Genomic DNA, 17098 nt, shown 5'->3' with positions numbered 1-17098 from the left:
CATTTACATTGTTCATTTTATCACTTTTTGATAAAAAAAGCTAGTTTTTCCCATACTTTAGATTGAATTTCTTCCAATCCAATCAATGTAAACCCTTTCTTTTTCTTAGTCCTAAGTGACTTTGGGATGACGTATGAAGAAAGTCAAGCGATCATCTTGCATCTCAAAATGATAAGGTAATTTCTCATGTTCTAATAAACTTTTGACCACAAAGAGTCCCATCCCTGAACCCTTAGCCTTGCGACTAGCATTGTCAGAAAAAGACTGGGCCAGTTTTTCTTGTTCTTCAGGACTACAGCTATTCTCGATAAAGAGTTCCCCTTCTCTCTCGCCGATGCGGACTAAGCCACCAGGAGTGGAGTGCTTGATAGCATTGCTGATGAGATTCGATAGGATTAGTCTCATGACAGATGGGTTTATGTAAGCCTGTTGATGGGTTAGGCTAATGTCTACCTGGAGTTCTCTCTCCTTGGCGAGTAAAGCATAATCTTTGACCAGACTTTGCGTCATCTGAAGGAGGTCAATCTCTTCTTTCTCGTCTCGCAATTCCTGAACAGAAGAAAGAGACAATATCTGGAGAACGTGGTGACTGAGGTCGTCCACAATCCCCAAGGCAACTCCAAGATAGTGGTCTCTATCCTTATAACGACCGATATTTTCTTTCATATTTTCGATTAGGATTTTCAAACTAGCCAGAGGTGTTTTCAGTTCATGAGAAGCCCCTCGTAGGAACTCAACCTTCATCTTCTCCAGCTGGAGAATAGCTTCATTCTTGTCATGCAAGTCCGCAATGACAGTCAAGAGATGCTGGTAAAGGCTATTGATTTGTTCCTTGAGATCACCTATCTCATCCTTAGAATCCACGCGCAATCGCACTTGGGCATCCAAATCCATCATTCGACGGGTCACCCGCTTGATTTCCAAAATCGGTGCAACAATGATCCGAGCGTAGATGTAGGCCACCAAAAGAGAAATCAGAAAGGATGCCAACAAAGTATAGGGAAGAAACTGGAGACTGATCTGCTCTGCTTCCTTTTGCAAGTCCATGGAAGCTAAAAACTGGAGAGTCATAGTGCTACCATCTTGCGTTTTCACCTCACGCTCCTCGATAAAGAGAGAAGTGGTCTGGCGATCCGTGTCCAGAGGAAGGTTGTCCTTGACTTCTAACTTGTCTTCGGTCATTTCTCCCTTGACAGCTCCTTTGATATCACTGCTCTGGGAATACAAGTCCAACACTTGCTCAATATTCTGCCTATCTTTTCCATCCAGGGACTGGGCAATGGCTGTCGCTTTCTGACCAATGGTTTCTTGACGATGGCTTAGATAAGTCGAGGGAAAGAGAAAATAAATGGCTAAATGAAGACAAATAACCAGAACACTAAAAATCGAGAAGGTATAGATAAATATCTTTGTAAATAAACCTGTTCGTTTCATTTTCGCTCCAATTTATAACCAACATTGCGCACAGTGAGGATGCAATCCAAGTCTAGCTTTTTCCGCAGTTCCTTGATATAAACATCAATGACACGATCAAAGGGAACCTCATCTGTTGCCTTCCAGACAGCATCGATAATCTGAGAACGAGTCAAGGCCCGTCCCTCATTTTTCACCAGATAGTCCAGAATTTCCAACTCTTTGGCATTAATGGCCACTTCTTCTCCTGCGAGGCTTGCGCTGTAACTCTCAAAGTCCACCTTGGTATCCTTATAAGAGAAGATTCTTCCTGTATCGTAGTAGCGCTTGAAAATCGCGTCTACCCTCACTTTTAAGAGGGAGAGGGAGAAGGGTTTTTCCAGATAGCCGTCTGCCAGAGATGCAAAGGCGCCCATCTTATATTCCTCATCCTGAAAGGCGGTCAACATCAAGACAGGTACCTGACTGGTCTTACGAATCTCCGCTAGGACTTCTAGGCCATTAAGCTTGGGCATCTGGATATCCAGTAGTACTAGAGCAACTTCATAGCTGGAAAATTTTTCCAGAGCTTCTTGTCCATCTGCTGCCTCAATGGTTTCATAACCACAATCCGTCAAATAGTCACTGATTCCCTCACGGATCATCTCTTCATCTTCTACAATTAAAATTTTCATAGAAAAAACGTTTCACATTCCTTTAAATTTCTTGTAAATCTTCTCTGTTTCATCCTGATAGGAAGAGTCCTTATCAAGATGAAATAGATAAAAATGCTACCTATATTATACCCCATTTAGGGGAGAATAGGTAGCAAGTTTTTTATTCGCTATCGAGCAAGAGCTCTTTTGGTTGTTTTCTAAGGAGATTGCTTGAAGCAAGCACCATAACGAGAATCACTAGAACCAAAGCAAGGACAAAGACGATGATAAAGTCTGATGTCTGAATGGAAATATCTAAGCTCGACAAGGTCTTGCTAAAGCCATCTACTTCTGCACCACCACCAAGATTAGAGGCTTGAGCAGCCTTACTGGCTTGCTTGGCAACACCTGAAGTAACATTGGCAAGGACGGTGTTTCCGATTGCACGAGCTGTATAGTTGGCTAGGAAGTAAGCCGAAACAAGAGCAGGGATGACAATCAGGATAGATTCAGTGATGAATTGCCCCAAGATACTTGCCTGCTTGAGACCGATAGAGAGGAGAATTCCCACTTCCTTGCGACGGGCGTTGATCCAAAGGCTGAGCAAAAGTGCAAGGAGAAGAACTGAGAAGCTCAAGCTACCCCAGAAGAGGAGGTTGGCCATCTTGTACATACCAGAGATGGATTGCTCTAGAGCTGGGTAGTTAGAGGAGCTCTTCACAAGTGTGTAGCTCTTCCAGTTGATACCACTGATACCATTCAACTCTTTCATGACGTCATCCAAGTTCTTGTCTGCTGTTACAAAGAAGGTTGCGTCCCCATAAATAGCTGTGTCTTCTGTGTATCCATAAAGTTTTGCAGCAGTGTGAATGTCTGTGATAGCTGTGTTTTCATAGAGTTCTTGTGAGTAGGTTACTGCTGACTTATTGTGACCATCAAAGAGTCCCTTGATTGTCACTTCAACTGTTTCCTTGGCCCCTTTTTCATTGTCTGCATCGTAGATATTAGAGTCCAGTTTAACCTTATCCCCTACCTTCCAACCGTGTTTAGTTGCCAAGTCCTTGTGCATGAGGATCTTGTCCTTGTCGTCGTTGGTTAGGTGCTCACCTTCAACTAGCTTATATGAGCCAGAGACAAACTTGTCTTCTTTAGAGGAGTCATTGACACCTGTAATCATCAAACTGCTTCCAAACCGTTTGGCACGGTCTGCAGTGAGATTTTTCTTGGTTTCTGGCGTTTCAATGAGGTCGTATCCAGTCAAATCTCCGATAGCGTTGATGCGTTTAACATAAGACTCGATGGCCTTATTTTCGGTGATTTTTTTGATATCCTCACCCTTAATATTCCCAGAACCACGTGGCGTTCCTTGATTGACGCGACGATTGATTTGCATGGAGAAACTATTGGTGATATTTTTAAAGGTCTCCTGAGAAGCCTTGGCAGTAGCTCCTTTGATCGACAAACCGACCAAACTCAAGCTCGCCATGAGGAGAATAATCAGGAAGATAACAATCGATTTGAAAAACTTCCTTGTGACATAGGCAAATGCGTTGTGTAACATAGGTTCCCTTTCTAGATTTGATTTCATAATTCTATCAAAACAAGCTCATCTTATTTTGTAGTGTTGCGAGTTTCAGTCAGTTTCTTATTCTTCAATTCAAGTGTAATATCTGACGCTTGTGCCACTTCCTTACTGTGGGTGACGACGATCACACATTTACCTGTTTTCTCAGCAAGTGATTTGAGCAGTTCGATAATATCTCCGGCAGTTTTAGGGTCCAGATTTCCTGTTGGCTCATCAGCTAGAATAACTGGAGCTTCTGATACTAAACTGCGAGCGATGGCTACACGTTGCTGTTGACCACCTGATAACTGGAGAACGTTCCGCTTGATCTGACTTTCATCCAAACCAAGCTCAAGAAGTGTATCCTTGCTTGCTTTTTTGTTGACCAAGCGGATATTTTCCAGCGGAGAAAGATAATCTATCAAGTTATAATTTTGAAAAACCAGGGAAATATGGTGCATGCGATGGTAAGAATATCCCTTATTCCGAATGTCCTCTCCTTGGAAAAGGATAGAACCTTCGACAGGACTATCTAGACCAGCAAGCAGGGACAAGAGAGTGGATTTTCCTGCTCCTGACTCACCAATGATACTATAAAACTTTCCGGGTTCAAAATTATACTTGATCTGATATAATACTGCTTCAGCAGTGTTCTTATAACGGTAGGTAACATCTTGCAATTGTAATAAAGTCATGATTTCTCCTTCTTAACTAATAGATGATAAAATTTCTTTCGGCGATTTTCTAAATAGAAATACGAAACAAAGGGCTACTGATAAGCAACTAAGTAGGACTAGAAAAACATAGGATTCTGCAAAGGATAGGAAACTAGTTGAAAGACTGCTTGCTTTGGCCAGCGTGTCCTGTAAGCTTGCCTGGTCTCCACTGGCTAGTACAGTTTGGAGCAGATAGGATGTGATGGCATTTCCAGCGATAAAGGATGGAAGCAAAGCTCCAAGAGATACCAACACTACCTCTAAACAGAATTGGAGGAAGATCGAACTCTTACCTTTTCCAAGTGCCAGAAGAATTCCCACTTCGTAGACCCTTTCTCTCAGCCAGAGGGACAAGACCAAAATTAGGGCTCCTGCTCCTGCTATCAACATCCCATAAAGGAAGATGGTCAGGAAGGTTTGGAAGGTCACAACTGAGTCTTTGATTTGTTCAAAGGCCTTGTTTTCCTTCTCGACTTGGTAGCCTTGACTTTCTAAAGCCAAGTTTTCCACCTGCTTCATTAGTCCGTCCATTTCCTTAGGATTTTCTACATAGAAGCGCGCTTCACTGACCTGCGGTTCACTATTTCCCAGAAGGGTTTGGCTGCTTTCATAGTCTGTAAAGACCTGGTTTTCACTGAAGTCAGAAGACAAGCCTGTGAACTTCTCTTGTTTTTTTCCAGAAAAGATGCCGACAATTTCAAAATCTACTGTTTGCCCTTTTCCAGCTTCTGACTGACCAGCATCCAAGCGAATCTTGTCATGAAGCGAAAGACCGTTCTTCTTAGCCAACTCTTCGTGGATCAGGATTTTCTTGGAGTCCCCTTTTTGAAGGTGTCGCCCTTCTTTTAGATTGAAAGCCGAACTGGTAAAGGTGACATCCTTGGATGAATCCTCGAGAGCCGTTAAGCTAACCAAGTTCTTGTCTGCAGCTGACAAATCATCACGTTCGACGCTCTGCTCACCACTCACCGCTTCCTTGTCTTTCAGTTTTGTGACCGTTTCGAGTTCAGGAGAGACATTTTCCAGTCCCTTAATCTTGCTCACGGATGCTAGGTCAGACAACTTGAAGGTCTGACCATTTTCTATCTTTTTGATAGAAAAAGATGTATTGAGTGATTTGTAAAGATTGCTTTCTACTGTTTTGTTGGACTTCATCAGAGTCAAACAGGCTGAAATTCCTGCTAAAAGGACAAATAAAATCAGAAATAAAATAAAACTTCTCAGTCGTTTTCTGCTGACATAAGCCCAAGCTCTTTGGATTGGATTCATTTGTCACCTCCATATTTGTAAGACTATTATAAAATCCAAATATGAAATGTTTATGAAATCGAAAAAACTTTTTGATTTATTTTTTGAAAAAAAGCTGGTATTTCTACCAGCTCCATTTTTATAACTGTATCCACTCAAAGCAAAGAAAATGCAGAAACTAAACCAGAGAGGATGTTGGCTGTGGCATGCATTAGCCAACTTGGTAAAATTGATCCTCCTGCTATCTTTTCATTAACAAAACCAAGATAAGCTGCTATTGCTCCAGTAAAAAATACAATGAAAAAAGTGACTCCCAAACTCACTACTGAAGCAAACAACACTCCATGAAGCAATCCAAAAGCGAAGGCCTGTATGGTATTTGCAAAGACAAACGGCATGTGATTTGCCATTCGTTTCAGTAGAAAACCTCTAAATAATAATTCCTCTGGTAAAGATGTTTGCAAAATACTGTAAATTAGAATACTTGGTAAAGCCTTAGAACCCATAGCAGAAAAAGCCGAAGTAGCTGTTTCTAGACCACGAGAAAGAGGAAAGATAAGGATAGAAAAAATAGTAAATAAGGAAAATCCCCCCACCATCCATAAAATCAGATGCAAAGTTTTTACTCTTTTGATAGCTTTTAGTCCGATCCATTCCATAAATGGAACTTTCCCCCTCATAGTCATAAACCACCAGATAGAAGGTAGTAAAATAATAAAGAGAATTTGAATAAAGGCGCTCATTATTCGTTGAAGTTCATTAACCATCGTAATCCTCCTTTACACTTTTGAAATACTCATTTCAAATACCAAATGACTATCTACTCCTCCTTTCCTACCTTATATATCCGTTTTAACCAAGCCTATTAGTATCCATTACTCGATGATCTTTCATATAAGACTTTTTGCAGTTACTTTCTATCTGTATTATAGCACTATTTAAAAGAAAAGAAAAAAACAAGAAAGGTAGACCTCTCTTGTTGAATAATCACTATGCGTGCTAACAAAAAAAGAGCTAGCAAAAGCTAACTCTTACCCTATGCGGAGAGAGGGACTTGAACCCTCACGACCTAAAGCGGTCACAGGATCCTTAGTCCTGCGCGTCTGCCAATTCCGCCATCCCCGCGTCGATTACTTTACTAGTATATCAACTTTCAAAATCTTTGTCAACACTTTTTTCAGATTTTTTTCATTTTTCCAACAGGCTTATTGTTCAATTTCAGCAAGGTTTTCATCCAGTAATTTTGCTCCCAATGTATTCTTAAAATGCCCAAGAGCAAACTGATGATTTTCTGGCCAAATAGAGGCAACTGCAGGCTTGACAATCTCGATTTGATAACCTAAATTATAAGCATCAATAGCCGTATGAAGGACGCAAATGTCCGTCAAAACACCTGTTAGGATAACAGTATCAACCCGACGTTCCCGCAAACGGATATCTAAGTCCGTTCCTGAAAAAGCTGAATAGTGACGTTTGTCCATCCAAAAGACGCGACTATCCGCCTCATGCTCAGCATAAAAATCAGCTAGGGAGCCATAAAGGTTACGCCCACTAGTTCCGATGATGTTGTGTGGTGGAAAAAGCTTACTTTCTGGGTGGAATGTATCCTTCTCCTCATGAGCATCAATGGTAAAAAAGACATAATCCCCACGTTCAAAAGCCAGTCTGGTTACGCGATTGATTGCTTCTGATATGGCTTGAGCAGGCGCTCCAGCAGTTAGCTTTCCATGGTCTGCTACGAAATCCTCTGTATAGTCAATTGAGATTAAAGCCTTTGCCATTAGTAGTCCCTCTTTTTCACTTCCTCAAAAATATCACCAATTAGAACTTTGAGATAAGTCCCCTTCATTCCTAATGAACGACTCTCAATAATTCCCGCAGACTCCAATTTACGAAGCGCATTGACAATCACTGAGCGTGTAATGCCAATACGATCTGCAATAACTGATGCCGTCAGCTGCCCTTCATTTCCATCCAATTCAGCTAAAATAGCTGATACGGCACGAAGTTCTGAATAGGAAAGGGTGTTGACCGCCATAGTAACAGCCGTACGACGGCGAATATTTTTCTCGTCTTCTTCGCGTTGGAAGTTCAAGAGTTGAATTCCCACAACCGTGCTCGCAATCTCGACAAGGATCAAATCTTCATCTTCAAATTTCTTGTCATTGCGCCAAATGATTAAAGAACCTAGACGAATCCCTGATACATGAATCGGAGCGATGGTCGTCAAACCATCTGGAAAGTCCGCACGGCTCTCCACAGGGAAAATGGTCAAATCATGTTCAACAGGAAGATTGGCTTCTGTATCATAGATCATGTTTGCCCCTTGTACATAGACGTCAGGGAAGATTTTGGTTTGGAAGAACTGTTCTACACGGTCATTATTGGTCTTATAACGCATAAAGTAGCCCAAGAGACGTCCCTTGTTATTCACAATACAAGCGTTACAGTCAATAATATCAGCTAACTGGCGTGTAATCGCATTGTAAGGAAGTTCATCTTGGAGTTGCTCCTCAGAGCGCTTTAGAATAGACGTGATTTTTCTTGTTTTTTCTAATAAATGTGCCATTTTTTACCTCGCATATAATCGCTTCCATTATAACATAGAAAAGTCTTTATTTCAATAATTATCTGAAAATTGCTTATTTAATTGCAATTTTGAACAGCAAAAATATTTTAGAAAAAAAGCGATTTTTTTATTGACATCCTATTTTATTTTTGATATTATAACATCATAAGAAGATGACATGATAAATCCCTTTCCGTTTCACCTATCCTTTACTATCGCCATCTTCTTTTACTATCGGTCTCCTTATATATAAAAGCGATTCACACTGTGAATCGCTTTTTTCTATTTGTCTCCTTTGTTACGAATAACAAAACCGGTTTTCTTTTCGCTTGAAGTGTTGCGAGGTTTTTTATTGTCTTTATTACGGTAACGTCTATCTTTATCAAAACGGTCGCTTCCACGACTGCCTTTCTTGAAGTCATCACGGCGACCATTGCCGCGGCGATCACGACCTCGACGGTCGTCTCCACGACGGCCTCCTCGATCTCCCTTGCCTTTACCACCAAAGCCATTACCTGATGGTTTAAATGGCAGTGGTTTTTCACGCGCAATCTCCACTTCAGGAAGGCTGTCTGGATCTTGGACTGTCAGACTCAAGATATACATAGCCAATTCTTCTGGACTAAATTCTGCAGCTAACTTACGAGCATCTTTAGCAAATTTCTCAAAGTTCCCACGAATAGCTTCGTCTGCGAAGTCTCGTTCGATTTTCTTGAGCGCTACTTGTTTCTTAGCTTGGAAGGCTTCTTCTGCTGTCGCTGGTTTCAAGCCTTTCATGCGTTTCTTAGTCAAGTTTTCAATAATTTGAAGGTAGCCCATTTCATTTGGAGAAACAAAGGTAATAGATTGACCTGACTTACCAGCACGACCTGTACGACCGATACGGTGAACGTAACTTTCAGGATCTTGTGGAATATCGTAGTTGTAGACATGGGTCACACCTGAGATATCCAAACCACGTGCTGCCACGTCTGTCGCAACTAGAACATCAAGATTGCCATTTTTAAAATCACGAAGGACACGAAGACGTTTGTTTTGGTCTAAGTCACCATGAATTCCTTCTGCACGGAAGCCACGGATTTTAAGACCACGAGTCAATTCATCCACACGGCGTTTGGTGCGACCAAATACAATAGCGAGTTCTGGTTGTTCCACGTCCATGAGACGGGTCATAGTATCAAATTTTTCTTGTTCCTTGACACGAATATAGTACTGATCAACCAGCTCTGTTGTCAATTCCTTGGCAGCAATCTTGACATGCTCAGGGTCTTTCATAAACTGAACACCGATACGTTTGATAGCATCTGGCATGGTTGCTGAAAAGAGCAAAGTTTGACGATTTTCAGGGACACGGGAAATGATGGCTTCGATGTCTTCAAGGAAGCCCATGTTGAGCATTTCATCCGCTTCGTCAAGGATAAGCGTTTCAATATCTTGTAATTTCAAGGCCTTGCGTTTAATCAAGTCCAAGAGACGGCCTGGTGTTCCGACCACGATGTGGGCACCAGATTTAAGGGCCTTAATTTGTTTTTCAATGCTGGAACCACCGTAAACTGAGCGAACTTTCACTCCTTTGCTACGGCCAAAGCGAAAGAGTTCCTCTTGACTTTGAACAGCGAGCTCACGAGTTGGAGCGATAACCAAGGCTTGGATGGTCGCTTCTTCTGTACGGATTTTTTCAAGAGTTGGCAAGCCAAAGGCTGCAGTTTTTCCTGTACCTGTCTGAGCTTGACCGATAACGTCTTTTCCTTCGAGAGCCAATGGAATGGTCTGTTCTTGGATGGGACTGGCTTCTACAAATCCAGCTTTTTCAATCTCTGCTAGCAATTCAGCAGACAAGTTAAATTCATTAAATTTCACGTTATTCTTCTTTCTAAAGGTGGTGCGAAGCCACCCTATAGGGCTTTAGTTTATACTTTTCTTTTCATGACGTATCTTCTACAAAAAAGAGATACCGTGTTGCTTCTTTTCCACGAAAGAAAAGTACGAGTTTCTTTGCAACCTATCTAGTATAACACAAGAGAGAAGCAAAAGATAGTAGAATCCTTTAGGAAAATCATGTAAACGATTTTTTAACAGTAAAGTGGCCTGAAACTTCTTTTTCAAAGGATTTGAAGGGACCATTTCAAGCTCACTTCATTTCCCGTAGCAGATTTGTGCAAAAAGTGTTTTCTTATGCTAGAATGAAAATCGAATAGGAGGACTATAAATGTTAACATATGATTTAATCGTTATCGGATTTGGTAAAGCTGGTAAAACACTAGCTGGTAAATTGGCTTCAGCTGGCAAAAAAGTTGCCCTCGTTGAACGTAGCAAAGCTATGTACGGTGGAACTTGTATCAACATCGGATGTATCCCAACTAAAACCTTGCTAGTTGCTGCTGAGAAAGACTTGTCTTTTGAAGAAGTCATTGCTACCAAAAATACTATCACTAGTCGCCTCAATGGTAAAAACTATGCTACTGTTGCGGGTACAGGTGTGGACATCTTTGATGCGGAAGCTCACTTCCTTTCAAATAAAGTCATCGAAATCCAGGCTGGTGATGAAAAACAAGAACTGACTGCTGAAACTATCGTTATCAACACTGGTGCTGTTTCAAACGTCTTGCCAATCCCTGGACTTGCTACAAGTAAGAATGTCTTTGACTCGACAGGTATCCAAAACTTGGACAAATTGCCAGAAAAACTTGGTGTCCTTGGTGGCGGAAATATCGGTCTTGAATTTGCAGGTCTTTACAACAAACTTGGAAGCAAAGTTACAGTCCTAGATGCCTTGGATACTTTCCTACCTCGTGCAGAACCTTCCATCGCAGCTCTTGCTAAACAATACATGGAAGAAGACGGTATTGAATTGCTTCAAAACATCCGTACTACTGAAATCAAAAACGACGGTGACCAAGTCCTTGTCGTAACTGAAAACGAAACTTACCGTTTCGACGCCCTTCTCTATGCAACTGGACGTAAACCAAACGTCGAACCACTTCAACTTGAGAATACCGATATTGAACTAACGGAACGTGGTGCTATCAAGGTTGACAAACACTGTCAAACAAACGTTCCTGGTGTTTTCGCAGTTGGAGACGTCAACGGTGGACCTCAATTTACCTACATCTCACTTGATGACTTCCGTGTTGTCTATAGTTACCTTGCTGGAGATGGTAGCTACACTCTTGAAGACCGTCTCAATGTGCCAAACACCATGTTCATCACACCTGCACTTTCACAAGTTGGTTTGACGGAAAGCCAAGCAGCTGATTTGAAACTTCCATACGCAGTGAAGGAAATCCCTGTTGCTGCCATGCCTCGTGGTCACGTAAACGGAGACCTTCGCGGAGCCTTCAAAGCTGTTGTCAATACTGAAACAAAAGAAATTCTTGGAGCAACCATCTTCTCAGAAGGTTCTCAAGAAATCATCAACATCATCACTGTTGCCATGGACAACAAGATTCCTTACACTTACTTCACAAAACAAATCTTCACTCACCCAACCTTGGCTGAGAACTTGAATGACTTGTTTGCGATTTAAGTTGAGACTGATTTGTGAGCTAACAGCCCTATTGGGGCTGTTTTTGCTTCTGCGAAATCTCAAATCTGTCTTTTCTTTCTTTTATGATATAATAGAAACATGAAATTAAAAACTACTTTGGGCCTTCTTGCTGGGCGTTCTTCTCACTTCATTTTAAGCCGTCTTGGCCGTGGAAGTACGCTCCCAGGAAAACTTGCCCTTCAATTTGATAAAGATATTTTACAAAACCTTGCTAAGAACTACGAGATTGTCGTGGTCACTGGAACCAATGGAAAAACCCTGACAACTGCCCTCACTGTCGGCATTTTAAAAGAGGTTTATGGTCAAGTTCTGACCAACCCAAGCGGTGCCAATATGATCACAGGGATTACGACAACCTTCTTGACTGCCAAATCCTCTAAAACTGGAAAAAATATTGCTGTCCTCGAAATCGACGAGGCCAGTCTATCTCGTATCTGTGACTACATCCATCCTAGCCTTTTTGTCATCACTAATATTTTCCGTGACCAGATGGACCGCTACGGTGAGATTTACACGACTTATAACATGATTTTGGATGCCATTCGTAAGGTGCCTACGGCTACTGTTCTCCTTAACGGTGACAGTCCACTTTTCTACAAGCCAGCTATTCCAAATCCTGTTCAGTATTTTGGTTTTGACTTGGAAAAAGGGCCAGCCCAACTGGCTCACTACAATACCGAAGGTATTCTCTGCCCTGACTGTCAAGGCATCCTCAAATATGAGCACAATACCTATGCCAACTTGGGTGCCTATATCTGTGAAAATTGTGGTTGCAAACGTCCTGACTTGGACTACCGTCTGACAGACTTGGTTGAATTGACCAACAATCGCTCCCGCTTTGTCATTGACGGCCAGGAATACGGCATCCAAATCGGTGGACTCTACAACATCTACAATGCTCTAGCTGCAGTTGCCATCGCCCGTTTCCTCGGTGCAGATTCGCAACGGATCAAGCAAGGATTTGACAAGAGTCGCGCTGTATTCGGGCGCCAGGAGACCTTCCATATCGGTGATAAGGAATGTACTCTCGTCTTGATTAAAAATCCAGTCGGTGCAACTCAGGCTATCGAGATGATCAAACTAGCGCCTTATCCATTTAGCCTATCTGTCCTTCTCAACGCCAACTATGCCGATGGGATTGACACTAGCTGGATCTGGGATGCTGACTTTGAACAAATTGCTGACATGGACATTCCTGAAATCAACGCTGGTGGTGTTCGTCATTCTGAAATCGCGCGTCGTCTACGAGTGACAGGCTATCCAGCTGAGAAAATCACTGAAACAAGCAATCTGGAACAAGTTCTCAAGACCATTGAGAACCAAGATTGTAAGCATGCCTATATCCTGGCTACCTATACTGCTATGCTAGAATTCCGCGAACTGCTGGCTAGTCGTCAGATTGTTAGAAAGGAGATGAACTAATGGTTTATACTTCACTTTCCTCAAAAGCTGGCAACTACCCTTATCAGCTCAACATTGCCCACCTCTACGGAAACCTCATGAATACCTACGGGGATAATGGAAACATCCTCATGCTCAAGTATGTGGCTGAAAAACTAGGGGCCCATGTGACGGTTGACATCGTTTCACTTCATGATGATTTTAATGAAGACTACTATGATATTGCCTTTTTCGGCGGTGGTCAAGACTTTGAACAAAGCATCATCGCAGGCGATCTACCTGCTAAGAAAGAGAGCATTGACAACTACATCCAAAACGACGGAGTAGTTCTAGCCATCTGCGGTGGTTTCCAACTATTGGGGCAATATTATGTTGAAGCTTCAGGCAAACGCATCGAAGGGCTCGGTGTCATGGGCCACTATACCCTCAACCAGACCAATAACCGCTTTATCGGTGACATCAAGATTCATAATGACGAATTCGATGAAACCTACTACGGCTTTGAAAATCACCAAGGTCGTACCTTCCTTTCTGATGACCAAAAACCGCTGGGTCAGGTTGTCTATGGAAATGGAAATAACGAAGAAAAGATCGGCGAAGGGGTTCATTACAAGAATGTCTTTGGTTCCTACTTCCACGGACCTATCCTCTCTCGCAATGCCAATCTAGCTTATCGCCTGGTTACTACTGCCCTCAAGAAGAAATACGGTCAGGATATCCAACTCCCTGCCTATGAGGACATCCTCAGTCAAGAAATCGCTGAAGAATACAGCGACGTGAAAAGCAAGGCTGACTTTTCTTAAACTAAGGAAAATTAGATAAAAGAACTCCCCTATCTTGTCGGAGTTCTTTTTGCCTGTTCTTTTACCCTTCTCTCTTGCATTTTCTCTCTTTTTTTGCCAAAATAGAGGGGTAGAAAGAAGGTAGCATATGTCTAAATTACAACAAATCGTAACATATCTTGAATCAGAAAAACTAGACGTCGCTGTCGTATCTGACCCCGTCACTATTAATTACCTCACTGGCTTTTACAGTGATCCCCATGAACGCCAAATGTTCCTCTTTGTTCTAGCAGATCAGGAACCTCTCCTCTTTGTCCCAGCCCTTGAGATTGAGCGTGCAAGCAGCACTGTCTCTTTCCCAGTTGTAGGCTATGTGGATTCTGAAAATCCATGGCAAAAAATCAAAAATGCTTTGCCTCAGCACGACTTCAAACGTGTCGCTGTTGAGTTTGACAACCTCATCTTGACCAAATACCATGGTTTGAAAACAGTCTTTGAGACTGCTGAGTTTGAAAACCTCACTCCTCGCATCCAACGCATGCGCCTCATCAAATCAGCTGATGAAGTGCAAAAAATGATGGTTGCAGGTATCTATGCTGATAAGGCTGTAAAAGTTGGTTTTGACAATATTTCTCTTGATAAGACTGAGACAGACATCATTGCCCAAATCGACTTTGCCATGAAACGTGAAGGCTATGAAATGAGCTTTGATACCATGGTCTTGACTGGCGATAACGCTGCAAATCCACACGGCATTCCTGGTGCAAACAAGGTCGAAAAAGACGCCCTTCTCCTCTTTGACCTCGGTGTCATGGTTAATGGCTACGCCTCAGATATGACTCGTACGGTCGCTGTCGGTAAACCAGACCAATTCAAGAAAGACATTTACAACTTGACACTTGAAGCCCAACAAGCTGCCCTTGACTTCATCAAGCCAGGTGTGACTGCACATGAAGTTGACCGCTCTGCCCGTGAAGTCATTGAAAAAGCTGGTTATGGTGAGTACTTCAACCACCGTCTCGGTCACGGTATCGGTATGGATGTCCACGAATTCCCTTCTATCATGGAAGGAAACGACATGGTCATTGAAGAAGGCATGTGTTTCTCTGTTGAACCTGGTATCTATATCCCTGGTAAAGTCGGTGTTCGTATCGAAGACTGCGGTGTTGTTACCAAGGATGGCTTTGACCTCTTTACAAGCACCAGCAAAGATTTGCTTTATTTTGATTAAATATAGACAAGCAAAAAGTCAGCTATTGAAGCTGACTTTTTTATTTTATCTTCTTGACGCTCTGAAAGACTACAAATCCCACAACCATTCCCAAGGTGTTTTGTAGGAAGTTTGGAAGTATTTCTGGTAAGGCTGCTGACCAGCCATTCATTAGAGTTGAGCCCAGAGCGTAGCCACTTACCATGACGATAGTAGCTAAGACTAAGCCCAACCATTGCCATTTCCCTTTAAAACCTGCAAAAAATCCTTGCAAGCCATGGTTTACCAAGCTAAAGAACATCCACTGTGGAAAGCCTGATAAAAGGTCAAGCAGAAAAGCTGCTAGTCCTCCAACGACGGCCCCTTCTTTACTGCCAAAGTAAAAGGCAGTAAAGAAAATACCTGCATCCAAGAGAGTCAATATTCCTGTTGCCGTTCCAATTTTCAAGTAATAACCTAGGACTACTGAAAGGGCGGTTAGAAGGGATACAAGGGCGATTTTAGTTGTTTTTGTTTGCTTCATATTGTCTTACTCCATATTGATCTGCTTGTGCAATAGCACGATAAACGAAAGCTTTAGAATTTTCTACTGCTGGTAAAAGTTCATCCCCTTTAACCAAGTGACTGGCGATGCTTGAGGCAAAGGTACAACCTGCACCAGCATTTTGCCCTTGGATAACGGGATTTTCTAGGACAGTGAAAGTTTGTCCATCATAAAAGACATCCACAGCCTTGTCCTGACTAAGGCGATTGCCTCCCTTGATAATAACTGCCGGCGCTCCTAAATCATGCAATTTCTGCGCTGCAGCTTTCATATCTTCCAAGGTTTTGATCTCCTGATCTGCTAGCAATTCTGCTTCTGGGAGATTAGGAGTAATCACACTCACATAAGGGAAAAAGCGAATCAACTCTTGACAGAGTTCACTTACAGCTACATCATGCGTTTCCTTGCAGACCAAAACGGGGTCCAATACCACAGGCACCCCCGGACGTTGCTTGATAAAGTCCAGTGCCTTCTCAGCCACACTGACAGTAGGAAGAAGGCCAATCTTAATCCCTGCAAACTCGACATCACGCAAGCTATTCAACTCATGTTGGAAAATAGTATCATCCGTAGGGAAGACTTCAAAGCCCTTTTCGGTCAAGGCCGTCAAACAAGTGACAGCTACAAAGCCATGCAAGCCGTTCAAGGTATAAGTGGCCAAATCAGCTGACAAACCACCACCACTAAAAATATCATTCCCAGAAAGGGCTAAAATACGATTATTCTTCATAACGAATCTCCTTTAAATACAAGCCATTTGGTGCCGCCGTTGGACCCGCAAGTTTTCTATCTTTCTTCTCCAAAATCAAGTCAATCTGCTCAACTGGCATGCGGTTATTGCCGATTTTGAGAAGAGTCCCCACCATATTACGAATCTGCTTATACAAGAAGCCATTTCCTGAGAAGGTAAAGATTAAAAACTGCCCTGTCTCATCAACACTAAGACTAGCTTCTGTAATGGTCCGAACCTTGTCCTCTACACTCGTTCCAGATGCTGTAAAACCGGTGAAATCATGGGTTCCTTCTAATTTCTTGACAGCCTCCTGCATCCGCTCTACATCGAGGGGATAGGGAAAGTGAGTAGCATAGTGACGGCGCATCGGATTTTTAGGACGCCCCCTATCTACTATAAACTCATAGGTCTTGCTATGTTTTGCATAACGGCAATGAAAATCATCCACCACAAGCTCAATTGAAATCACATCGATATCTTCTGGTGACTGGGTATCCAGAGCAAAACGGAGTTTTTCCTCATCCATCTGATAGGGCAGATCAAAATGAATAACCTGACCAAGAGCATGAACCCCACTATCCGTCCTACCAGCACCGTGTACAGTGATGGCTTGCCCCTTATTGAGTCTCGTTAAAGTTTTTTCGATTTCCTCTTGAACGCTCCGCGCATGAGGCTGGCGCTGAAAACCAGCAAAGGCATAACCATCATAGGAAATGATTGCTTTATATCTTGTCAT

General features: G+C 42.4%; 16 protein-coding genes and 1 tRNA gene. 4 read left to right on the top strand and 13 right to left on the bottom strand.

Annotated features, from left to right (window positions below; translation table 11 throughout):
• Positions 1 to 111: 111 nt before the first annotated feature.
• The 10 genes from vncS to B7723_RS08880 form a co-directional block, all read right to left on the bottom strand.
• Positions 112 to 1434, bottom strand: coding sequence for a sensor histidine kinase VncS (gene vncS / locus B7723_RS08925; RefSeq protein WP_084849464.1), 1323 nt, complete (start codon positions 1432 to 1434; stop codon positions 112 to 114).
• Entirely contained in the window at positions 1431 to 2087 is a 657-nt protein-coding gene (vncR, locus tag B7723_RS08920; RefSeq protein ID WP_084849465.1) for a response regulator transcription factor VncR, read from the bottom strand. Before vncR ends, vncS begins: the two co-directional genes overlap by 4 nt.
• Positions 2088 to 2229: 142 nt before the next feature.
• The gene (vex3, locus tag B7723_RS08915; protein ID WP_084849466.1) at positions 2230 to 3609 is read right to left on the bottom strand and encodes an ABC transporter permease subunit Vex3; all 1380 of its coding nucleotides are present in this window, start codon (positions 3607 to 3609) and stop codon (positions 2230 to 2232) included.
• Positions 3610 to 3659: 50 nt separating this feature from the next.
• A complete protein-coding gene (vex2, locus tag B7723_RS08910; protein ID WP_000173736.1) occupies positions 3660 to 4307 on the bottom strand; it encodes an ABC transporter ATP-binding subunit Vex2 in 648 nt (215 codons plus the stop codon).
• 12 nt (positions 4308 to 4319) lie between these two features.
• Complete coding sequence (locus B7723_RS08905) at positions 4320 to 5597, bottom strand: ABC transporter permease (protein WP_084849467.1); 1278 nt, start codon at positions 5595 to 5597, stop codon at positions 4320 to 4322.
• A 134-nt stretch (positions 5598 to 5731) separates the two neighbouring features.
• Entirely contained in the window at positions 5732 to 6343 is a 612-nt protein-coding gene (locus tag B7723_RS08900) for a CPBP family intramembrane glutamic endopeptidase (protein WP_084849468.1), read from the bottom strand.
• A gap of 272 nt (positions 6344 to 6615) precedes the next feature.
• Positions 6616 to 6701 (bottom strand) — tRNA-Leu (locus B7723_RS08895).
• Between the two features lie 80 nt (positions 6702 to 6781).
• Positions 6782 to 7357 (bottom strand): cysteine hydrolase family protein, encoded by a 576-nt coding sequence (locus B7723_RS08890; protein WP_084849469.1) that lies wholly within the window; start codon positions 7355 to 7357, stop codon positions 6782 to 6784.
• Positions 7357 to 8145, bottom strand: a complete 789-nt coding sequence (codY, locus tag B7723_RS08885; protein WP_084849470.1) for a GTP-sensing pleiotropic transcriptional regulator CodY — start codon at positions 8143 to 8145, stop codon at positions 7357 to 7359. Before codY ends, B7723_RS08890 begins: the two co-directional genes overlap by 1 nt.
• 282 nt (positions 8146 to 8427) lie before the next feature.
• On the bottom strand, positions 8428 to 10005 hold the full coding sequence (locus B7723_RS08880) for a DEAD/DEAH box helicase (RefSeq protein ID WP_084849471.1): 1578 nt from the start codon (positions 10003 to 10005) through the stop codon (positions 8428 to 8430).
• Positions 10006 to 10354: 349 nt separating this feature from the next.
• On the opposite strand from B7723_RS08880, the gene B7723_RS08875 reads away from it, so the two are divergent.
• The 4 genes from B7723_RS08875 to B7723_RS08860 all read left to right on the top strand — a co-directional run bounded on the left by B7723_RS08875 (position 10355) and on the right by B7723_RS08860 (position 15106).
• Positions 10355 to 11671 (top strand): FAD-containing oxidoreductase, encoded by a 1317-nt coding sequence (locus B7723_RS08875; RefSeq protein WP_084849472.1) that lies wholly within the window; start codon positions 10355 to 10357, stop codon positions 11669 to 11671.
• Between the two features lie 99 nt (positions 11672 to 11770).
• Positions 11771 to 13114: a lipid II isoglutaminyl synthase subunit MurT gene (gene murT, locus B7723_RS08870; protein WP_084849473.1), complete on the top strand. Its 1344-nt coding sequence runs from the start codon at positions 11771 to 11773 to the stop codon at positions 13112 to 13114.
• Positions 13114 to 13896, top strand: coding sequence for a lipid II isoglutaminyl synthase subunit GatD (gene gatD, locus B7723_RS08865; protein WP_084849474.1), 783 nt, complete (start codon positions 13114 to 13116; stop codon positions 13894 to 13896). The genes murT and gatD overlap by 1 nt, the downstream gene beginning before the upstream one ends.
• Before the next feature lie 127 nt (positions 13897 to 14023).
• Entirely contained in the window at positions 14024 to 15106 is a 1083-nt protein-coding gene (locus B7723_RS08860) for a M24 family metallopeptidase (protein ID WP_084849475.1), read from the top strand.
• A gap of 40 nt (positions 15107 to 15146) precedes the next feature.
• Here the strand turns inward: B7723_RS08860 and B7723_RS08855 are convergent, their stop codons facing one another.
• From B7723_RS08855 to truA, 3 genes are read right to left on the bottom strand one after another with little or no spacing between them, the layout of a single operon-like run.
• Positions 15147 to 15608, bottom strand: coding sequence for an ECF transporter S component (locus B7723_RS08855; RefSeq protein WP_049490288.1), 462 nt, complete (start codon positions 15606 to 15608; stop codon positions 15147 to 15149).
• Positions 15586 to 16359, bottom strand: coding sequence for a bifunctional hydroxymethylpyrimidine kinase/phosphomethylpyrimidine kinase (locus B7723_RS08850; RefSeq protein ID WP_084849476.1), 774 nt, complete (start codon positions 16357 to 16359; stop codon positions 15586 to 15588). Before B7723_RS08850 ends, B7723_RS08855 begins: the two co-directional genes overlap by 23 nt.
• Positions 16349 to 17098: a tRNA pseudouridine(38-40) synthase TruA gene (truA, locus tag B7723_RS08845; protein WP_084849477.1), complete on the bottom strand. Its 750-nt coding sequence runs from the start codon at positions 17096 to 17098 to the stop codon at positions 16349 to 16351. Before truA ends, B7723_RS08850 begins: the two co-directional genes overlap by 11 nt.

It is taken from the genome of Streptococcus oralis subsp. oralis, assembly GCF_002096435.1.
Taxonomy (GTDB): domain Bacteria; phylum Bacillota; class Bacilli; order Lactobacillales; family Streptococcaceae; genus Streptococcus; species Streptococcus oralis_AA.
Note: the sequence above shows the minus strand (reverse complement) of the source record. Positions and strands in the feature narration are given on the sequence as shown.